18 protein-coding genes, 2 pseudogenes and 1 other annotated feature are annotated in these 21,614 nt (G+C 36.3%); of the genes and pseudogenes, 3 read left to right on the top strand and 17 right to left on the bottom strand.

The window, feature by feature from the left end:
• From C568_RS35060 to C568_RS0100745, 8 genes and pseudogenes are all read right to left on the bottom strand, one after another.
• Positions 1-1,004: pseudogene (locus C568_RS35060) on the bottom strand (aminotransferase class V-fold PLP-dependent enzyme); the annotation flags it as partial.
• Positions 988-1,179: a hypothetical protein gene (locus C568_RS36355; RefSeq protein WP_018780463.1), complete on the bottom strand. Its 192-nt coding sequence runs from the start codon at positions 1,177-1,179 to the stop codon at positions 988-990. The gene C568_RS36355 and the pseudogene C568_RS35060, both read right to left, overlap by 17 nt.
• Before the next feature lie 13 nt (positions 1,180-1,192).
• Positions 1,193-1,741 carry a glycerol-3-phosphate 1-O-acyltransferase PlsY gene (plsY, locus tag C568_RS0100770; RefSeq protein ID WP_018780462.1) on the bottom strand — a complete coding sequence of 183 codons (549 nt, stop codon included), beginning with the start codon at positions 1,739-1,741 and terminating at the stop codon, positions 1,193-1,195.
• A gap of 40 nt (positions 1,742-1,781) precedes the next feature.
• The gene (locus tag C568_RS0100765) at positions 1,782-2,066 is read right to left on the bottom strand and encodes a hypothetical protein (RefSeq protein WP_018767041.1); all 285 of its coding nucleotides are present in this window, start codon (positions 2,064-2,066) and stop codon (positions 1,782-1,784) included.
• A gap of 46 nt (positions 2,067-2,112) precedes the next feature.
• Positions 2,113-3,012, bottom strand: a complete 900-nt coding sequence (locus C568_RS0100760) for a BadF/BadG/BcrA/BcrD ATPase family protein (RefSeq protein WP_018780461.1) — start codon at positions 3,010-3,012, stop codon at positions 2,113-2,115.
• An 18-nt stretch (positions 3,013-3,030) separates the two neighbouring features.
• Positions 3,031-4,094: pseudogene (gene anmK / locus C568_RS0100755) on the bottom strand (anhydro-N-acetylmuramic acid kinase AnmK); the annotation flags it as partial.
• Between the two features lie 95 nt (positions 4,095-4,189).
• Positions 4,190-5,461 (bottom strand): PTS sugar transporter subunit IIC, encoded by a 1,272-nt coding sequence (locus C568_RS0100750; RefSeq protein ID WP_018767039.1) that lies wholly within the window; start codon positions 5,459-5,461, stop codon positions 4,190-4,192.
• A 12-nt stretch (positions 5,462-5,473) separates the two neighbouring features.
• Complete coding sequence (locus tag C568_RS0100745; RefSeq protein ID WP_003197701.1) at positions 5,474-5,779, bottom strand: PTS sugar transporter subunit IIB; 306 nt, start codon at positions 5,777-5,779, stop codon at positions 5,474-5,476.
• 251 nt (positions 5,780-6,030) lie between these two features.
• On the opposite strand from C568_RS0100745, the gene C568_RS0100740 reads away from it, so the two are divergent.
• Positions 6,031-7,590 (top strand): glycoside hydrolase family 10 protein, encoded by a 1,560-nt coding sequence (locus tag C568_RS0100740; protein WP_029426827.1) that lies wholly within the window; start codon positions 6,031-6,033, stop codon positions 7,588-7,590.
• A gap of 266 nt (positions 7,591-7,856) precedes the next feature.
• Here the strand turns inward: C568_RS0100740 and C568_RS0100735 are convergent, their stop codons facing one another.
• The gene (locus C568_RS0100735) at positions 7,857-9,104 is read right to left on the bottom strand and encodes a glutamate-5-semialdehyde dehydrogenase (protein ID WP_018767037.1); all 1,248 of its coding nucleotides are present in this window, start codon (positions 9,102-9,104) and stop codon (positions 7,857-7,859) included.
• A gap of 239 nt (positions 9,105-9,343) precedes the next feature.
• On the bottom strand, positions 9,344-10,447 hold the full coding sequence (gene proB / locus C568_RS0100730; protein WP_006094865.1) for a glutamate 5-kinase: 1,104 nt from the start codon (positions 10,445-10,447) through the stop codon (positions 9,344-9,346).
• Between the two features lie 168 nt (positions 10,448-10,615).
• Positions 10,616-10,825 (bottom strand) — a binding site (T-box leader).
• Positions 10,826-11,580: 755 nt separating this feature from the next.
• On the opposite strand from proB, the gene proC reads away from it, so the two are divergent.
• Entirely contained in the window at positions 11,581-12,399 is an 819-nt protein-coding gene (gene proC / locus C568_RS0100725; RefSeq protein ID WP_026008671.1) for a pyrroline-5-carboxylate reductase, read from the top strand.
• A 327-nt stretch (positions 12,400-12,726) separates the two neighbouring features.
• Here the strand turns inward: proC and C568_RS0100720 are convergent, their stop codons facing one another.
• The 4 genes from C568_RS0100720 to C568_RS0100705 form a co-directional block, all read right to left on the bottom strand.
• The gene (locus tag C568_RS0100720) at positions 12,727-13,560 is read right to left on the bottom strand and encodes a DUF3974 domain-containing protein (protein WP_006094868.1); all 834 of its coding nucleotides are present in this window, start codon (positions 13,558-13,560) and stop codon (positions 12,727-12,729) included.
• Positions 13,561-13,584: 24 nt separating this feature from the next.
• Entirely contained in the window at positions 13,585-14,694 is a 1,110-nt protein-coding gene (locus C568_RS0100715) for a toxic anion resistance protein (protein WP_018780459.1), read from the bottom strand.
• 213 nt (positions 14,695-14,907) lie between these two features.
• The gene (locus C568_RS0100710; protein WP_018780458.1) at positions 14,908-16,341 is read right to left on the bottom strand and encodes a class I adenylate-forming enzyme family protein; all 1,434 of its coding nucleotides are present in this window, start codon (positions 16,339-16,341) and stop codon (positions 14,908-14,910) included.
• A 38-nt stretch (positions 16,342-16,379) separates the two neighbouring features.
• The gene (locus tag C568_RS0100705; RefSeq protein ID WP_029426826.1) at positions 16,380-16,970 is read right to left on the bottom strand and encodes an O-methyltransferase; all 591 of its coding nucleotides are present in this window, start codon (positions 16,968-16,970) and stop codon (positions 16,380-16,382) included.
• Positions 16,971-17,275: 305 nt separating this feature from the next.
• Between C568_RS0100705 and C568_RS34545 the strand changes: the two genes are divergently transcribed.
• Positions 17,276-17,434 carry a hypothetical protein gene (locus C568_RS34545; RefSeq protein WP_018767033.1) on the top strand — a complete coding sequence of 53 codons (159 nt, stop codon included), beginning with the start codon at positions 17,276-17,278 and terminating at the stop codon, positions 17,432-17,434.
• 54 nt (positions 17,435-17,488) lie between these two features.
• Here the strand turns inward: C568_RS34545 and C568_RS0100695 are convergent, their stop codons facing one another.
• The 3 genes from C568_RS0100695 to spoII all read right to left on the bottom strand — a co-directional run bounded on the left by C568_RS0100695 (position 17,489) and on the right by spoII (position 21,439).
• Positions 17,489-18,358 (bottom strand): sigma-70 family RNA polymerase sigma factor, encoded by an 870-nt coding sequence (locus tag C568_RS0100695; RefSeq protein ID WP_018780457.1) that lies wholly within the window; start codon positions 18,356-18,358, stop codon positions 17,489-17,491.
• Positions 18,359-18,375: 17 nt separating this feature from the next.
• Positions 18,376-19,659, bottom strand: a complete 1,284-nt coding sequence (locus tag C568_RS0100690; RefSeq protein ID WP_018780456.1) for a protoporphyrinogen/coproporphyrinogen oxidase — start codon at positions 19,657-19,659, stop codon at positions 18,376-18,378.
• Positions 19,660-19,798: 139 nt separating this feature from the next.
• The gene (gene spoII / locus C568_RS0100685) at positions 19,799-21,439 is read right to left on the bottom strand and encodes a beta-amylase (protein ID WP_018780455.1); all 1,641 of its coding nucleotides are present in this window, start codon (positions 21,437-21,439) and stop codon (positions 19,799-19,801) included.
• Between the last annotated feature and the right edge of the window lie 175 nt (positions 21,440-21,614).

Raw genomic sequence — 21,614 nt, 5'->3', positions numbered from 1 at the left:
CTATACATGTACTTGTTCTATCTGCATTTGTAAGCAATCCAACATTCTTTTCATTTCACGTTCTTTATAGTGATTTAAGCAAGCAATTTGAATCCAGTTATTTTGTTGTAAATAGTTTGATTCATAATGGATAATAAACCCTTGCAATGCTAATGAATCTCCTATTTCCTTAGAAGAAAGTTCTTTATCTAATGCAATTGTAAGAATGATAGATGAAGCATACTTTTTTTGAGATACAAGTTGTAATTCCATATTGGTAACAGCTGCTTCAATAAAGGTATACATCTTATATATTTTCTTAAATTTGTTTTCATCTTCAAGATTCTTTAATGCTTCTTTTAAGGCGCATATTAAATTCCAAGACTGAGAGTACGGTACACTTCTGTTCTCTGTGTACATTCCTATATCCATGTACACAGAGAAAGTTGCAGTCGGATTTACAGTATGATTATAAAATACAAAAGAGAGCCCAGTGTATGCTCCAATTGCTTTTCCGCTAATTCCTCTATTTCATTGTATAAAAATGGTCTCCCCATTTCTCTTTCATATGTATCAAACGATAAGTTTGCTCGAATCGCCTGCTTGATTAAACGATTTCCAAACTCACCATTTGTTAAAACGAATCCACGTCCCTTTAATAACTTTAGCTGTAAAGCGATTGAATCATTAGCAATAATCGTTCTTTCACATTCTCCATCGCAGCTTTAAATTGAATGGAACGATGCGAAATTGGATTAGAAGCAAATGCTTGCTGGACATTTTCTGCGATTTCTACGGGTCCAGGTCAAAATGTATATTCTTTCGTCACAAGACTTGTAATACTAGATTGTTCAAGCATTTTTCGGGTGATATCCATCGGCTAAAATGAGCGCTAAATCATACCCATTTAGAAGCAAATAGCGATGCAAAAATCGAATCAATCTGAGTAAAGCTCTTCCGTTTCGATATTCTTGCTCCACAGCTAATAAACGAATTTCATATACACGATCACCACGTTCTGGTAACCACTCCTCTAAATGAGGTATTTAAATACGTATTTTCTTCATGGAACAAATCTATACGTTTGCGCTCTTCTGTTTGTTCATGCTGCGGAATTTCTTCTACGAATGTTTTATAATTTAGTTTATGAATACTTTCAAACTCCCATGCTTGATCAGCAATTTTATACATTAGCCCCATGTTTTAATCCCCTTTATTTTCTATGTGCGTACAAAATCAATATAATAATGCAAACACTTAATACAATCGCTACCATAGAATAAGAGTATGCAATCATACAAAGTGGTAAACAAGCGATTGTAATTAAACCAGCCTTTGTAAAACTCTTAAAAATTAAATAAAACAAAATAAATATAAGTACCAGAGTGAGCGCTATCAAATAATTGAACACAATCAGTCCGCCAATAAATGTCGAAATTCCCTTTCCGCCTTTATATTTAAAGAAAATTGGATATATATGACCTACAACAACTGCTAGTAGCGAGATTAATAGAAATATAGACTCCCCAAATAAGATTCTTGCTACATAAACAACAATTGCTCCTTTAAGGACATCTCCTAGAAATGTAGCAATAAAATATACTTTTCCGTATAAACGCCCCATATTCCTCGCACCAGGATTTCCACTACCAACATCTCGAATATCTATCCCGTATTTCCATTTTATAATCATATATGCTGTTAATATGTTCCCAACCATATAAGCACCTATTACATACAGAAACTGGTTGATATGAATCATATAATCATTCACTTTCTATTTACTATTCTCAATACACTCTTCAAGCATAAGTGGCATAGAAGTAAGCCATACAATAAAATATGAAACTTGCTACCGTTGTAATTCCTATCAAATTCCATGCAATAACACGTACGGATTTAATATATTGTAAAATATATCCTATTGACCAGGCTATAAACAAACTTACAAGTATTATAACTTGCGGTTTATGCACCGGAACCTTATCAATTCCTATAATGGCTATAATATTCATACATACGATAAGCAAGAAGATCGGAAATGAAATTCTAAATAAAAAAATCCATATTTTAATCCCAAAATCCATATAACACCTCCTTTTTAAAGAAGACTGCTATATGGAAAAACTGTATTTAAAATAAAGTAGATTTTTTTACAGCTAAAAAATAAGCTCCTTTTGCTGATGAAATTTCACTCTGAATAAAATTTATTTCATTAATATAGTTTTCGCAATACCTCTTAAATTCAGCATATATTTCTGGTACAGAGCACAAAATTCCGCCTTTTACTGCAATTGAAATTGGTACTTCAAATGACATTTTCTTATACACGTCAACTGTAATTCTGGCTAATTCTTCACTAGCTTTTGATATAATTTTGAACGCATCATCATTACCTTTCCTTGCTTCCTCTATTACAAGGGGGGTAATCGCAGCAACCTGATCTTTCTGTGAGGAATATACAAGTTGTTTTATATCAAATGGTGTATGAATAGGAACTTGCTTTTGTATTACTCTGCTAAGATTGCAAAATTGCTCACCTTTATCATACTCGATTGTCATCCTTCTTAACGCCTGCAAAGCAATCCAATACCCACTCCCTTCATCTCCTAAAATATGGCCCCATCCTCCACTATACTCATATTCTGCTCCTTTTTTCCCTAAGCAGATAGCACCTGTTCCCGCTATTGTTAAAATACCATCGTTTCCTCCTAATAAGGCCGCATGTGCAATTACTGCATCATCATAAATTTCAATATTTGTTTGATATCTCGCTATTAAACGTTCCTTTAACACATTAATATCTATACTTTTCACACCCGCCAGCCCTAAACAAATACAAACGCAGTCCTCTTTAGACAAGCTTTGTTGACAATATTCAATTGCCTCCATAATATGCGATAAAGCTTTCTCATAATCTAGTAAAACATTTCCGAAACAGCTCATACTTCTTGCTATTTCTTTACCATTTTGGTCAAATGCAATCGCTTCTGTCTTCGTCCCACCACCGTCTACACCTATCATATACTTCATCTTTCCACCCACTTTTTCTTACCTCACAATTGGAGGGAATGTTACATTACCTAAAACGACAGGATGTCTTCTGTAGCACTTGGTACATTACTTGGATTACGATGATATGTTTCATTTGCTAGCACAGCAAAAGCAATTGCTTCTTTTGCGGATGATGAATACCCAATTTCCTCTTGTATAAGTACTTTACAGGGCGCCTCCTTCAAACTCTCTTTTATCATTTCTACAAGTGTTTTATTATAACTTCCACCTCCGTCAAGAATAACTTCATCAATATGATAATAAGGAGAAATAACTTTTTGATAATGATGAACAATCGAGTTTGCTGTAAACATCGTTACAGTAGCTACAATATCTTCCTTACGGTGCTCCTTAAATCGCTTTAGCAATTCATCTGTAAACTCTTCTCCAAACTGTTCTCTTCCTGTTGACTTAGGTGGAACAGTTTTAAAAAACGAATGACTCATACAAGAATAAAGCATTTCATTTATGACACTTCCTTGTCTTGCTATCTCACCATTTTTATCAAACGAGTACTGGAATAATCGCTGACATACTTCATCTATCACCATATTTCCTGGCCCCGTATCAAAGGCAATCACTTCTTGTTTAGATACTCGGCTTGGAATTACAGTTACATTCCCTATCCCACCAATATTTTGAAGTAATCGATTTTTATTTTGGTCTCTATATAAAATAAGTTCTGAATATGGAACAAGAGGGGCTCCTTGACCACCAGCCGCCATATCCATTGTTCGAAAATTTGAAATGACTGTTGTTCCTGTTTCATAGGCTATAACTGCGGGTTCTCCGATTTGTAGTGTCGATGGAACAATCGTCTTCTCTTGAACAGGCTGATGATAAATCGTTTGACCATGCGAGTCAATTAAATCTAATTGTTCTATTGGAAAATCAGATTGTTTACAGACTTTTTTCACTGCATTCGCAAAACATAGCCCGAGCTTAAAATTCAAACTACATATAAGTTGTACGTTAGAAGCTTCTATAGATAAGGCTTGCTGAATTTCATTTGTTATTTCTTTTGAAAACGGTACTGTAATAAAGCTGATTAGTTTCACCTTTAATCATGAAAGAAGTGATAGACTAGTTGCCTATCACTCTAATACATATCTGTATGATTTCTTCATATTTCGCATCATTACACGTTCACAGAACCTCACTCGCCATCACCACTCTTTTCGACTTCAATCATATTTTTATCGTACATTTTAAAAAATGGCAGATAGATAAGGAATGAGATTGCTATATTAATGAAGACTAACACAACAGCTCTCCAATCTCCACCCGTCGCTAAATATGCACCAATTGGAGCTGGTAATGTCCATGGCGGCATAATATAAGTTGGTGTAACCAGTCCCATTGCTGTTGCAGTATAAGCAATTGTCGCTGTTACTAATGGTGTAATAATAAAAGGAATAATTAAAATCGGGTTTAACACGATTGGAAGCCCAAATATAACTGGCTCATTAATATTAAAAATACCAGGTACAATACACGTTCTTGACAGCGCTTTGGAATACTTTGATCTACCGAAGACAATCATGGCTAATACAAGCCCTAATGTAGCTCCGGAACCACCAATCCATATAAACCATTGGTATAATGGTTCTGGTGCAATAAATGGTATACTGCTTGCTCCATCTGCAACTGCAGCAGAGTTTTTACCAAGATAAACTTCCCATAAAGGACGGGCAACTGTCCCAACAACAGAAACACCATGTATGCCAAATGACCAGAAGAATGTAATTAGAAACACAGGTAGAATAACTCCAAAATAACTATCACCAGCTTTTACTAATGGTGCAGCTAGCTTATCAACTAAATGATGTAAATCAATGCTAAAAACAACAGTAATAATACTCATAATAATAATAACGAAAGCAGCAGGTATAAGTGCTTCAAAAGAACGAGATACAGACGGTGGTACTTGCTCTGGCATTTTAATCATCACATTTTTCGTCTTACAGAATCTCAAAATCTCAACCGATAAAATGGAAACAATCATTGTAACAAATAACCCATGCCCTCCAAGGTTTGTCATTGGGAGCATAAATCCTTTCTTATCAATGAGTTCAGGTGTCAATGTAAGAAGTAATGAGCAGACTGCAAGCTGCGCTCCTGATAAGGCATCTAATTTGTAACTTTTCGCTAAATTATATCCAATACCAAAGGCGATATAGAGCGACATAATAAACATCGTTAACCGATACGGTATTAAAATACTCGTTTGATGTTTGGCTGCCCATAGTGAAATAAAACTATCCTTTGGAAGAGGCGGAAACGCCACAATTAGAAAGAAACTTCCTACAATAATAAACGGTAATGCTGAAATTACACCATCACGAATTGCTTGTAAATGCCTTTGCTCAGAAAGCCTCGCCATTGGACCAGATAAGTTATTCTCAAGAAATGAGACAAACTTATTCATCAAACTTCCCTCCTAACGGATTAATTCATTCACAGCCTTTAATAGCGTCGGTCCACCAAGTGGTGTATAAGCTTGTGGCGGAATTATACCACAAGGAACAGACTGCTCATCTGCTATTTTTTTCACTGCATCAAATCTATGCCTTACTTGCGGAGCAACCATTACAACGTCCCAGCCGTTCTTAACCTCTTCTTCCACTTCACTCGTTCCAATTGCGTGTACATCCATATTAATTCCCTTCTTCTCCGCTTCTTTTTTTAAAGCGTTTACAACAATTGAACTGGACATTCCTCCAGAGCATACAAACAGAACTTTCATTTCATAATCCTCCTATATGCTTTAAGTAATTTTTATCCTTTTTCAAGGACTGTCAAACCACCAACGAAAGGAAGTTTCACGTTATTAAAAATCATATGAAGAATGTAGACAAATTAGTTCTGACGAAATGAAATTTCAGAAAAAAATTTTTTTATGTTAAATAAAAGTTTCAGCCCCTACTTTCTCAATTGTGAATCTTATATTCACGTGATATAGTAGTCTCGAAAATAGAATATGTAAGGAGGCGTACGATTATTTTCAGAAAATTATTGATGAGTTGTTGTAGCGTCATCTTGATTATTCCCTTCTTGTTCATAAGCTCTAGGTTCACACAAGCTGAAGTACCTACTACGTATCAAAAACATGAATTACGCGCCGCATGGATTGCATCTGTTCTCAACATTGATTGGCCCTCTAAGCCAGGATTACCTATCGAAAAGCTGAAACAAGAATTTATCAAACTACTAGATGATGTAAAAAATCTAGGTATGAATACAGTTGTTGTTCAAATTAAACCAACCGCAGACGCTTTTTACCCTTCCCAATATGGCCCTTGGTCCGAATATCTCACAGGCATACAAGGAAAAGACCCCGGTTATGATCCACTCGCATTTATGATTGAAGAAGCACATAAAAGAAATCTTGAATTCCACGCTTGGATTAATCCCTACAGAATAACGATGAATCATACCGATATAAACCGATTAGCAGAAAACCACCCAGCAAAGCAACATCCCGATTGGGTCATACCCTACGGCGGGAAACTATACTATAATCCTGGTATTCCAGAAGTGAAAGCTTTTATAACGGAAGGTGCATTGGAAATTGTACAAAATTATGACATTGACGCACTTCACATGGACGATTATTTTTATCCCTACAAAGTAGCGGGTGAGGAAATTCCAGATCAAAACACATATGAAACATATAATAATGGGCGATTTTCTAACATTGAAGACTGGCGTCGTGATAATGTGAACCAACTTGTAAACGGATTAAATACTGCTATTAAACAAGAAAAATCTTATGTCAAATTTGGAATTAGTCCATTTGGAGTATGGAGGAATATTGCTGATGATCCAACCGGTTCTAATACAACTGCTGGACAAAGAAATTATGATGACCTATATGCTGACACACGAGAATGGATACAAAAAGGGTATATTGACTATATTACACCACAAATCTATTGGAATATCGGTTTTGCACCTGCAGCATATGACGTTTTACTAGATTGGTGGATAAAAGAAACAGAAAACAAACAAATTCACCTATATATTGGACAAGCTGCATATAAAATTAATAATAACTCAGTCCCCGCTTGGTCAGACCCTGAAGAATATCCAAGGCAAATTGCATTAAATCATCAATATTCACAAATAAAAGGTAGCATGCACTTTAGCCTTAAAGATATAAATAACAATCCATTAGGAATAAAAGATCGACTACAAAAAGATATTTATACACATCCTGCATTAATTCCACCAATGCCTTGGCTAGATCACGATCCACCTAAGCAACCTACTTTAAAAGGTGCTATTGCAAGAAATGATGGTATTGCCTTAGGAATCATCAATGATAGAAACAATGATTCTACGTATTATGCAATCTATCGAGTAAATGAAAAGAATGACGTTGACATTCAAAAAGCTGAAAACTTACTTACTACTGTACGAAAAACAAAACCTGGGGAAATTTATGTAGATAAAACAGCTGTGTCTGGTAAGACGTATACGTATGTGGTGACTGCTTTGGATCGGTTGCATAACGAGAGTATCCCTTCTAGCAAAACTACTATACAAGCGAAGTAATCATAAAATCCCTCACTCTATATATGAGGGATTTTACCTTACGCATATTCAAAAAACAAACTACCCAGGCTTAGGAAGGGTATGCATTTACTATATTTGATCTGTTCATCCATTTTTTCATGTTATATGGTTCTAATAGGGTTAAAGGTAGTATCCGGCGATATTGCTGTCATTTACCTTTAGACGTTTTTTCATTAACATATAAGTGGCTGTACAAACAAAAGCAAAAATAAAGCAGGAGGGGCTTTGCATCTGCCCTCTGCTTCTTATCCCCGAATCTGTCCATTCCCACGAATCACATATTTCGTGGAAGTCAATGCAGGCAATCCCATCGGCCCCCGCGCGTGCAGCTTTTGCGTGCTGATGCCGATTTCGGCGCCGAAGCCAAATTCAAAGCCGTCCGTAAAGCGAGTCGAAGCATTATGGTACAGCGCCGCGGCATCGACGGAAATGAAAAATTTACTGACATTTCCTTCGTTTTCTGTAATAATCGCTTCGGAATGCTTGGAGCCATAAGCATTGATGTGGCGAATCGCTTCTTCAACCGAGGAAACGATTTTGACTGCCAGCGTAAGAGACAAAAACTCTGTTTGCCAGTCTTCTTCTGAAGCAGGGACAAGAGATGAATCAATTGTCAAAGCTTTCTTATCCCCGCGTAGCTCCACTCCTTTTTCCTTCAAGAAGGAAAACAGCTCAGTACCGTAACGCTCCACCCAATTCTCATGAAGTACAATTGTTTCAATAGCGTTGCATACGGACGGGCGCTGTGTTTTAGCGTTTACAATAATGTCGAATGCCATCTGTTTATCTGCTGTTTCATCAATGAAAATGTGACAATTTCCCGCACCTGTTTCTAATACAGGGACAGACGCTTCTCTCACTACCATATCAATCAGCTGCTTGCCGCCTCTTGGAATAAGAACATCTAAGTACTCGTTCAATGTAAACAGCTGCTTTGCGCTTTCACGTGACGTATCTTCAATGAGCTGTACGCTGTCTGGAGGCAGGCTAGTTTGTTCGAGTGCCCGGTGAATGACAGCGACAATGGCTTTGTTGGAATAAATGGCGGAAGAACTACCGCGCAGAATCACCGCGTTTCCTGTTTTCAAGCAAATCGTGGCCGCATCCACCGTCACATTTGGCCTCGCCTCGTAAATCATCCCCACAACGCCGAGTGGCACGCGCACCTCCTGAATGGACAATCCGTTCGGCCGTTCCCATGCCGCCACGCACCCTCCGACAGGGTCACGCAAATCAATCAGCTGCCGGATGCCCTCTGCCATGTCAATGATGCGCTGTTCGTTCAACAGGAGGCGGTCAAGGAGTGATGCAGACATTCCTTTCGCTTTTCCTTGTTCGATATCCCGTTTGTTTTCCGTCAAAATGTAGGATGTCTCCGCCATCAATTTCTCAGCGATAGCCGCCAGCGCCTTATTTTTTTGATCCGTCGATTTGGCCACAAGCTCTCTCATAACCGCTTTCGCTTTTTGTCCCTTTGCTAATACTTCGTTCATTTTCGCTTCCCCCTTTTAAAGATAAAATTTGAGACGTGTCTAACTCCGCCAGCTAGGCACTGCAACCCAAAACTCTCCTACACAGATATTAGTTGAATCGACCGGGCTCTTAACGTTCTGTTGCTCATCCTGTCTAAACATTCAAGTTACTGACGCTTTGAGCAGAGAAAAGGCAAAAAACGCCAGTTAAGACGAAAAGCCTTGGTTTTTGCACCTAAACAAGCCGGCTTCTGTTTTTCTTAAGATGAAACCCAATTATCCCTATGAATGACCTCGTAGCTATGCCTTTCTTCTCGCGCTTGAATGTCACGGCTCCGCATGCCTTTCAGCGCCCGCAATTCCTCTGCGCTATATCTGCACTGCCCTTTGCCGATTACGCGTCCTTTTTGCGTGATGACCTCCACCACTTCGCCGGCCTGAAAGATCCCGAACACGCCGGTAACACCAGCGGGCAGAAGACTTTTTCCATGATGGACGATAGCAGCGGCTGCGCCAGCATCCACCTCGATTTGTCCTCTCACGAGCGAATGCAATGCAATCCATTGCTTGTTCATCTTGATCACTTTTTGCGGCGTATTACCGATGTACGTTCCGTCACCTTTGCCTTTCAAAACATCTAAAAACTTCTCCTGTCCGCTTCCTGTTCCGATGAATACGCTCACACCGAGAGACAGCGCCGTCTTCGCCGCATCGATTTTCGATCTCATGCCGCCGGTACCGAGCTTTGAGCCAGCATCTCCGGCAAGAGCGTCAATTTCTTCCGTAACGTCAGGAAGAAAGTAATACTTTTTCGCGTCCGGATTTTTCTGAGGATTCCGGTCGTACAAACCGTTCACATCCGTAAAAATCATGAGCATATCTGCCGACACGAGCCCGCTTACTAAAGCCGACAGCATGTCATTATCTCCGAACGTTAGCTCCTCTACAGAAATAGAATCGTTTTCATTGATAATAGGCAAGGCAGAGCGGTCCAGCAGCTCTGATAAAGTTGCATAGGCATTGCTGTATTGTTCTTTTCTAGAAAAATCGCTTCTTGTTAGTAGAAGCTGCGCGGTAACAATCCCATATTTGAGGAATTCCTCTGTATACGCCTGCATTAAGAGACTTTGCCCGACAGCGGCGGCAGCCTGTTTTCCTTTGATTGTCACAGGCCGTCCGGGATACCCAAGAGCAGAGAAGCCTGCGGCAACGGCCCCGGATGTAATCAGCAAAATTTCATGTCCTTCCTGTTTCAGCCGTGCCAAGGCGGCAACGTGATCTGAAAGCTGTTCGCTAGAGATGCCGCCTTGATTCGCTGCCAAAGAACTGCTTCCAATTTTTATGACAATTCGTTGTTTTTTCACTTTTGTACCTCCTCGTCTAAAATGAAAATTTTTTTATAAGGTGTGCCGCTTCTTTTTTCGAATGGAAACAAAATACTCTTCTACCGCGTGCAATTTGCAGGGAAAAATCCCCTGCAAATGATGCCCATTTCGCAACAAAAATTCAAATAAAAAGACCGCTCCGCCCTTAAAAAGGACGAAACGGTCATCGTTCCGCGGTACCACCTTCATTGATATGATCCATATCCGCTTGTCGCCTGTAACGCAGACATACGCTTAAACTTTCGTTTAAAACTCGGGGATAGGTTCGATAGTTTCTTTGCGAGGAATCTTTCAGCCTGCGGATTCCACTCTCTTGCGCAAGAAAACATATGTACTAGTTCCCTTCAACGATTTTAATTTTAATTTTAATTTTAATTTTTTATATTATGCAATACAGTGGATTTTTATGTCAAGAGATGTTTTAAAAAACAAAGAAGGCTGCATATTTAATTTTTATTGATAAATGGAAATTATCGGGGTTTATAAAAATACAACACCATTCTTGGGAAATTGCACGCTAAGGACTAGAAAAATTTACTATGACAACGTTCTTAAAGGATAACCACATGTTCAGAAAGAAAACGCCAAAAATTAATTGATCACTGAATCTTGTACGCACTTTATTAACTTGATTATATCTAGAAAACGTTGATATAGTTTTCTGAACAAATATCTCTTAACGTACAACAAAAGAGGTATTTTGTATTAACACGTATAATTTTCCCGAAAGAATATAGTGCTTCATAAGTACTCTGTATATCAAATTGTTTTTTTTCAAATATTTTACGTAGCAATCCTTTCAATTTCCCCTTTTCATTATACTACTGATAATGATATGTTATATTCTCCAAAAGTATTTAAGATGTTATAGAGTGAAATATAATAAAAATTTCAAACTATAGAAAATGTGCTTGTTTAGTACACAATAAAAGTGATTTCTATGCATATTTGGTATTGCAAAAAACAATGTACTCTCTTAAAATATTTTTTTATAGTAATCTCGATATTATTTATAATGCCTATTTCTCTTTTACAGGATATCACAAAGTTTTTTAGAATAATAAATTTCAATCTAATGAAATTTATACTAAAAGGAGCGAGAGCGAATTATTATGAACAAACAAATAGGATTCATAGGATGCGGAAATATGGGTATCGCTATGATAGGTGGAATGATTAACAAAAATATAGTTTCCTCAGATAAAATAATTTGTTCAGATTTAAATGTCATTAATTTAAAAAATGCTAGTGAAAAATACGATATAATCACAACTACTGACAACAATAAAGTAGCTAACAATGCTGATATTTTAATTTTATCAATCAAACCAGACCTATACTCATCAGTAATTAACCAAATAAAAGAGCAGATAAAAAGCGATGTAATAGTAGTAACTATTGCTGCAGGGAAAAACATTAAGAGTACTGAGGACGCCTTTGGCAGAAAGTTAAAAGTTGTTAGAGTAATGCCTAATACACCTGCTCTTGTTGGAGAAGGAATGTCTGCATTATGTGCTAATAAAATGGTTACGGAAAAAGACCTAGAAGATATACTAACTATATTTAATAGTTTTGGCCAAACAGAGATAGTACATGAAAGATTAATGGACGTTGTAACATCTGTAAGTGGTTCTTCTCCAGCATATGTATATATGTTTATAGAAGCTATGGCAGATGCTGCTGTACTAGATGGTATGCCAAGAACTCAAGCATATAAATTCGCAGCCCAAGCTGTATTAGGTTCTGCAAAAATGGTACTTGAAACAGGAATACACCCAGGTGCACTTAAAGACATGGTTTGTTCTCCAGGTGGAACGACAATAGAAGCTGTAGCAACGTTAGAAGAGAAAGGATTAAGAACAGCTATTATTTCGGCTATGAAGCATTGCACTCAAAAATCTATTGAAATATCCAAGTTAACTAATAAATAAGAAATAACTTATAGAATGTACCATAGCAACAAAAAATTCTATACTAAGAAAACAATTATTTATTTCCTCCTATATTTACAGATAATAAGGAGCAACTTCTAGGAATACTGTTCAGTTAATATCATTAATTAATAAAAATCCTGATTACAAATATAATTTTTCTTTTTCTCTTCTTCAAACACTCTCTAAAACATTAACACCTCTTGAAGTGCTTGAAATTGAAAGCCTATATAAAGAAAAATTAGGCACGCGTAAGTTTGGATACAATTCAAACTTAATAGTTAAACTACAAAAACCTCTTGAGTACGTGACTCAAGAGGCTTTCTTTTACTTATTCTTAAATTTTTCCTTCGCCGCTCTCATTTTCACATTCAAATCATGATTAATGGAGTCACGAATATCACGCTCTACTGCTTCCATTTCTTTTTGGAAGTTTTGTAAGTAAACCTGCAATTCTTCTTCTTTTTCAGGACGCTGTGATGGCGGTAGCTGAGCCACTAGTGACAGCATATCCGTTAAATCTTTCATTAAGAAAGTTTCAAGTTTGTGTTGTTGTTCAAACATGCGATGTTCTTGGTAATACGGAAGTGCGTTTAATACGGCAATTGTAATTTCATCGACTGTTCTTTGTAGTGACGGATTGATTGCGCGTTTATACGCTTGAATTGTATTTAATGCATCTGGATAACGGTCATAAAAATACAATTTATAAAACGATAAATCTGTTGGCTTAGATGATTGTTGTGATTCTTGTCGTAAAAAATCTTTTACTTTCATCGCTGCTACATCGATATCTTCATTCGTCACTTTTTTCGTTGTTTTTGCCATAGCGTGTACCTTTTTCTGTTTATCTTTCGGTAACATAGAGAAAACTTGTTCTCTTGTACGTTGATCCGCCGCACAGAAAAGAGTATTCAATGTTTGTTTTTCTTTTTTCCCCTCTGTACGAATCCAGCGATAAAAAAGCGGATTCTGCGTAAATTCTTGTAAGAACGGTGTTGATTTATTTGATAATTTTTCAATTGATTCATTCGCTCGTTTATACGGTTTCGCCCATGATAAATAAAATTTCCGGCCGAAATACACAAGCAAGACAACAATTGTAAATCCTACTAAAAGCAATACTCCAATTAGTATTAAAACTAATTTAAAGAAGCCCATTTTTTCACCTCCTCTAACGATTCTTTATTTCTTTGGACGCTGAATGAGCTTCTGCTTCATTTCATTATTAAATGTGTCGAGTTCAATAACAAACTTTTTACTAGATTCAATAATACGCTCTGATGATTTCTCAGATGCTTCAATAGCTGCAAACACATTTTGGAATGATTCGCGTAGCTTATCCATGCTGATTGCTGGGTTTTCAAGTAACTGTGTTGTTTCTTCTGTATTCTGTTTTAATGCTTGTGAGTTACTTAACACCATTGATTCAATTGCTTCGTTTGTCGCATTCACTGCATCAATCGTCTTACGTTGATTTGTTAATGCCAGCTGAATCGCTGCTGAAACAGTAACTACGTTTTGCGTCATTGTAATCGCATTACGAATTGCTTCTGTCAACTTTTCATTATTCTTCTTAATAATGTCTACAGATGCAATAGACTGCAGTAATACACTTTTCGCTTGCTGCATGTTACGCGTACGTACAAGAATTTTTTCTAACGCATCATTGATTAATGGAATATCCTTTTGACGATCTGGATTTTGCTTTTCTACTTCAAGCATGCCAGCGAGCTTTCGTCCTAAATATACTTGTTTATCAAGCGCATGAATTTTATCATGTGATTGCTCTTTTAACATTTCTAAACCAACTGTATCCTCTTGTAAGTTGTCACGCCCAATAAGCAACGCTCGTATGATTTCTTCAATTTGTTTATCTATAGATTGATATTTATGCACATACGTTTCAAGTGGGTTTTTCTTGAAAACCTTAAACATAAACTTCTTCATTCCCGATGCTTTCATTGAATTGGGATCGAGTTCTGATACCACTTTACGTAATTCTAATAACGTATTTGGAATTTCTTCATTCTTTCCATTCATCATTGCAGTAACAGGACGTTTTAGTGCTGATAATGTTTGCCCTGCTGCTTGCTGCTCTTTATCTCCTAAATCTCCCAGCTGGGATAATACTTTTGAAAGGTCAGTATTTTGTTCACTATTTAACTTTTGTACATATAAATCAGCTTCTTTATTCAGTTCAACAAGCTCTTCATCTTTAATAACTGTATCAACAACTACTTGCATATTATCTTTCACTACTGATACATGTTCTTTTTTCTCTAATTCAGTCACAAAATCGCTCCTTTATTTATATGTGCGAATTTATTTGCACTATATTTCATCTAATATATCGTATTCAACATGTATGATACTTGTTTAAAATCGATTTTTAATAAACTCCTGCTTATGCAGTCATTCCCTGTTTCTTATCCTAAGTATACCTGTTTCGTACATTATTTTCCTCAGACTTAAGACCTAGAAGGCTACGTGCGGAAGACGGATTCTTCACATGTTATACAGTTTATTACTTAGCAATTCGGCCCTCAATTTCATTTTGTCTACCTTTCCGTTCGGCTTCTTCGGTAAACGTGATAGTACAGTCCAATTTCTTGGCTGCTTATATGCTATTAGTTTTTGACGGCACTCTTTCTGAATATCTACTAATTCTCGAGAAACTTCCTTAACGATAACAGCCCGTATAATTTCCCCGCGATTCTCATCTTTTTCCGAAAACACTACTGCTTCTATAACCCCGGTGATTCCAAGTAATACATCCTCTATTTCACCAGCATACACAAAACTCCCAGCAGCTTTTATAACATCTCGGTCTCTACCTACTAAAACAATTTTTCCATCTTCTCTTTGGAAACCAATATCATGTGATGTTACCCAATCTTCTATGAAAGTTGCTTTTGTTTGCTTTTCATTTTCAATATATCCTTCAAAAGCCTGACCAGATCGAACAAATAATTTCCCAAAGTTTTCTTTATTAGTTACTATTCGTTCTTTTTTCTCATTAAAAAAGGCAATCTCTACATCTGGGAATGGTATCCCGACTGTTTCAGGTGCAGTTCTTGCATCTTCCGGTGTTAACAGTGAGGCATAGCCCATTTCTGATGATCCGTAATATTCATACAAAAATGATTTAGGAAAACATTCTTCAAATTTTTGTCTTTGTATAGGCGATAATTTTGTCCCAACTGAAATCATACACCTCGGAATCATTTCCTGCACACTTCGTTTTTGCTTTGCATGGCGAATTAAAGGTTCAATTAAAGCTGGTGTGATAGAAGCACACGATCCTTTCGCTTTTAAAAAGGCTTCTGGTGTGAACTTAGATAATAAAACAATCTCAGATCCTATAGCTAATGCCTGAAGTGCCGGATATAGCTGGGCTGAATAAGATAAATGTAGCGGAACTACTACACGATCGCTTTCAATTAGTGAAAATGCCTTACTCCACCCTTCAAAACTACTAGTCCATGATTGATGACTTTTAACAAACCCTTTCGGTGTACCCGTTGAACCTGAAGTATAACCAAAGAAGTATAACTCATCCTTACTACTCACATGAAGAGGAAATGGGATGGTATTAGGCTCCATTGTTTGACATAAAGTCTCTTTGGATGTGATAATCCAATTAGGCTCCGTACTACTTATAATTGTTTGCCATTCAATTTCGGTAACGTCTGGATGAACCGGCATTATAATTCCACCAATTTTTGAAACCGCAAGTGCATCTTGAATCCATTCCATACAATTTTCTAACTTGATAATAAAAATATGCCCTGGTATCGCTCCGTCTTGCATAAGAGCTGATGCGCGATTTGAAACACATTGCGCCAACTCTTTATAAGTCCAACTATTATGTTGTTCCGAAAGCACAACGCGATCAGGATATTTTTGTGCCTGCTCATAGAAATAAGAATGTATTCGCATTTTTTATTAAATCTCCTTGTTTGTTATGGCTATATTTTTTATTTTTTTCGTGCTACAAACGCTCCTTTTTGAAAGGCTAGTAATACAGTTTCAAACGTATCGTCTTCTTCAATCATCTGAATAAATTCTGCTAACTCTTCTGCATGCGAAGTCGCATTGTCAATGACAAGAAATCCTTGTGGTTCTAATATGCGTTTTATATTTTCCCACCACCACATATATTGCGTACGCTCTGAATCTAGAAAAATAAAATCAAATGAACGATTTACTTGTACATCTAGAAACGCTCCTGCTTCTTGATTATGAATATCAATCCGATATCTAAGATTTGCCTTTTCAAAATTCATAAGTGCCTCTGCAACCCTTTCTGAAGAAAGCTCAACAGTTGTAACATTTCCTTTTGTTTCTTCAGCCGCATTTGCCAGCCATAATGTTGAATATCCATTTGAAGTACCAATTTCTAAAATTTTTTGTGCACTACACCCTTTTATTAAAATAGATAAAAATTGTCCCATCTCACGAGAAACATTTCTTAACTTTTCTTCTCGCTTTTCTTTTTTGCTATCATGCTCTTCCCCGTACTTTTCAAGTTCTAACAACAATAATTCTAATGAATTCATACTATTCATCGCCTTTCTAACAAATTTAATGATTAAAAATTGATGAGAAAGTTGATTATGTTTGTCTACTTTTCATTATATGCGAAACGAAAATCTTTTTCCTGTTATAAAACAAAGAATTGAAATTTTTTGTAGCATATTGTTTCATTTTTTGGTAAAGTTAATTTCTACGTGTAATTATTCCATTCACATTATTTTACAATCAAAATGCAATCATAAAATCATTTTTAATCGGTATTTCACATTAAAGAAGCGCCCTTTTCGGACGCATTTTCTTTTGTTTATAACTGTATGTAAGAAAGGATGCTTTGAACATGAACGTGATTAATTTAGAAGCTGCTAGAAAACGTAAGCAGTACAAAAAGCAAATGATAACTATACCGATTATTAAACGTATTTACGAAGAGGACGGAGAAATTAAGTGCGAGGTATTAGGCGAAAAGGATGTTCCTCTTGAAATGTTAGAGAAGTAAATTACATGATCTTAAATCGAAGACGCATCTCTCTTGAGATGCGTCTTTTTCATTCTATACATTCTGATTTAAATGAATAAGCTTTTCTGGATTCATCATCATATAAATAGATGCGATTTTCTCTTCTTGAAACTCAAACGAAAGCACATACGTAGCGCGATTATTTATATTTACAATAATACCTGGTGTACCATTTATCATTCTAAATGCAATGGAATGTCCTTCTGGTAACTTTTTGGTAATCCCTAAGAATAAGCGAACAATCCTTTCAGGTGTGTAAACTGGTTTAAGAGCCGTTGTAACCTTTCCACCACCATCGGATTTAAATATTGCATCTGTTTTTAAGATGCCTAACATTTCCTGTACGTCTCCTCGCTGCAAAGATGCAACGAATTGTTCTACATATGCAGCCATTTGCTTTGTACTTAATTTTGAGGCTTTCGGTTTATCTCTTATACTTTTTCTGGCCCGATGAAAGATTTGTCGACAATTCACACTACTCTTTTCGACAATTGATGCGATTTCATCATAATCGTATCCAAAAACTTCTCGTAATATAAACACCGCCCGTTCAACTTCAGATAACTGTTGTAAAAGCAAAAGATACGCTGTAGAAATAGACTCCTTCATTATATATGTCATTGAGGGATCATCATTTTCTTCAACAAGTGGTTCAGGCAACCACATGCCAACATAAACATTTCGTTTATGAGCTGTTGAACGTAATTTATCGATTGTACGATTCATAACCATCTTACACAAATACGCTTTTACATTATCAACAGACTCTAGCTCTTCTATTTGACTTAATGCAAGAAATGTATCATGAACAATATCTTCAGCATCCATAACACTCCCGAGCATACGATAGGCTAAAGAAAACAATAAAGGTTTATATGCTTGATACAATTGTTCCATTTCCACACTAACATGACCCTCTTTCAATTTGTGACTTTACTTTGTTCTAAAATTTGTAGTGCTGCTCGTTTACCGCTAGCAACCGCAGCGTCAGCTAATAATTCATCATGCCCAGCCCAATCTCCTGCAACATATATCCCTGGCATTTCAGGAACCCTAGGCCCTGGATTTTCAGTACGGTCAATATGAGGAAAATCATAGACAACTGTTATTTTAGGTAAATATTGCTTTTCAACTAACTCCTGTTGCCATTTCGGATGTAATAAATCCATTGTATGTTCTAACAAAAATTTATCATCATTAAAATTACTAGTCTGTACTGCATGATTATGATATTTTATCAATCCCACTACTACCGTTCCATCGTCACTCAGCTTAGCGGCTCTCGATTGATTCGTAAAAAACAAAGGTTGATCTAATCCTAAGGCAAATTGATATGATGGATTGGGTAATTTTCTTAGGCCAAGATCTAAGGAAGCTACTGTAACTGGCACTGATTGTTCTTCCCATATACGCAGCATAGTGTCTCTTGCACCTTTTACAATTTTACAAGCCTCTTTTGGTGGTATAGTAATAACAACCGTAGGGACTTCAAAGAATTCGTCACCAGAACAACGAATTCTTTGAATATGACCACAGTGCTCAATTTCAACTACATTTTTGCTCTCTAAAAAATGAACTCCAGCATTTGTAGCATCTTCTCTTAACTTTGTTATGATTGTCTCCCATCCGCCATCTACATAAAAGACTCCTTCTTTCATTGATCGTTGTATTTGTTTTAGTACAGAAGATGCTAACTGTATTGTCGGAGCATATGTGTAAGTTGATGTTCGGCATAATGCATAAAACATATTTCTTACCATGGGATCTTTAATTTCTTTTTCTGTCCATACACTCAGACTCATTTTAGGAATTGTATTTAAATCTAATTTCCCTAGCTTTAACATCAGATGAGAAAATTGTATTTTAGCCGCCCATGAAAGTAATGGTGTAGATAAGATTGATCGAAAATCTGTCGGTATTGTATACACATCATTTTTCCATATACCATGCGCGCTAGTTGAAGGTATGTCTCCTGGAATGTTAATTCCAAGTTCCTCAAAAGTTGATAGTGCTTCTCCCCCGCGATATAAAGCGTGCGCCCCAAGATTCATAAGGACTCCGTTTTTATTCGTTGTTATTGCTCTTCCACCAAAGCGACTTGATTTCTCTAATACAACAACTTTTTTACCTTCCCTAGCTAAATAAATCGAAGCTGTTAATCCAGCAAGTCCCCCGCCTATAATTGCCACATTAAAGTTCTCCATATATATTCCCTCCTTATTGTTCTACACACAAGACGGATGAAGAAAGAGGAATGTGACATCTTTTAAGATTTATTTTTCCTTCAAAAACAAAAAGATCCTTTATCACATACTAAAGGATCTTTTTGTTTACATAATATAATTACCAACTACTTGTATGAGAGGTAGTCTTTAGTGGCACTGGATTCCAACTTTGTTGTATTGTTTGCCATGATTTAACCGTTCCATCTTTACTTTTAATAAATGCTTTAAATTCTATATTTCTTTCAGCTGGCAACACAACATTTCCTCTCCAATCATTACTATGAGAATCATAATATAATTGAATTGGATACTGTTTTGTGTCCCAACTTCCTAATTCCGCACGATTCCCAGTAATATAAACAGTATCTCCTATTGTTGTAGGAACATTTTTTACTACAATCGTTTGCATAACAGGGGTTACACCTAATAAATCTTTAAATTTCCCCATTAATGAATTGTTATACATTACATCTTGATAACGAAGTAACGTAAATCCAGCAAAATTATAATTGAAAGCCATTTCTGCAACTCTTTTATACTCTTCTTCATTTCCGATACTTAAAGCATTTTCACCGTTTAATACAATTCCCTTTTCATTGGCTAATGTTGCAATATTTTGTACCAATGTTTTTGGCATTGAATATTCCGGATAACTACCTTTATCTGTCATTTCTAAGCAAGTAAATGTTACATCTAGCTTTGCACTTTTGAAAGCATCAAGTAAATGGCTATAATCATTATACCCTGCAGGCTTTTCAGCTCCATGAGGTATTGTTGGGTTATTATATTGCCAATGTACGCCTGCAATTTTTGCACCAATTGGTACTTGGAAAGTTGTGTCAAATGCGTTATGTGCTAATTCACCAATTAATTTTGTATGATTTTCCAAGATGCCCTGATACCATTCTAAATAGTCTTTTCCATACATAGAAAGATATCCATTCATTAAGAATTGTTCCCCATCGCTTGGTGGTAAAATTGCTAACTCTGAAATCAGTTTCGTGCCCCATGCTTTATTCACTTCATTTAGAGAACCATATTTATTTAATACCCATAAACGAAATTTAGATTTTGCAAACTCTGTATACGCTTGAAACTTTCCACGTGAGGGATATCCTGTCCCATCGGAAGTTGTATATGAAGGATATCTTAGTTCACCAGCTGGTCCTCCAGATAAATATATTTTTGCAATTACATCTTTATACGGTTTCATAGCTGCTGCGAATGCTGTATATAGTTCACCATATTCCTTTCGAATTACATCTGAAGCAAGTGGATTTAATGTTTCTTTATTGACAGTTCCTGTTTCAGACTTAAAATAAAGGCTATCATCGGATTTTTGATTCCAAACCCATGAAGGAATTGGTACATTGCAATCATCCCCAACATTTCCACCGCACTGATGTGTGGAAATAATAGGAATCATTTTCATACCTGCATTTTTTACCGATTGAGCAAAGCGCTGTGCGTATGAAAAATCAAATTGCTGATCTCCGTTCTTTTCCATATCCCCCCACCAAAAATCAACTGTAATAGCATAAAAACCATTTTGTTTTGCCCATCGTAAATCATTTTCAAATGTCTCCCAATTTGTTACTTCCGGTATCTTTTTTAATGGCGCCATTAAATATGCTTTGTAATCTGGATTCATTCCTTTTCCATTTACAGCTGCCGAACTCGCTTGCGGAATTAATAATGATACAAATAACATCACTACAGACAAAATGACAATACAACAATATTGAAACTGATTTTTCATTGCTTCTCTCCCCTTTAATTTACAAATTTCATGTATTCGCTTTCATTATAAACGGAAAGACGCAATCGTTTGCATGTAATAATGCATAATATTAAAATAAACAAGCTAGATTAGTCTACTTGTTTATTTTAATATCCAGATGCATACTATCTACTTTCATATACAAATATCATTT

Source organism: Bacillus sp. 95MFCvi2.1, from assembly GCF_000374965.1.
Taxonomy (GTDB): Bacteria; Bacillota; Bacilli; order Bacillales; family Bacillaceae_G; genus Bacillus_A; species Bacillus_A pseudomycoides.
The sequence above is the reverse complement of the archived record's forward strand: the minus strand, read 5'-3'. Positions and strand labels throughout refer to the sequence as shown.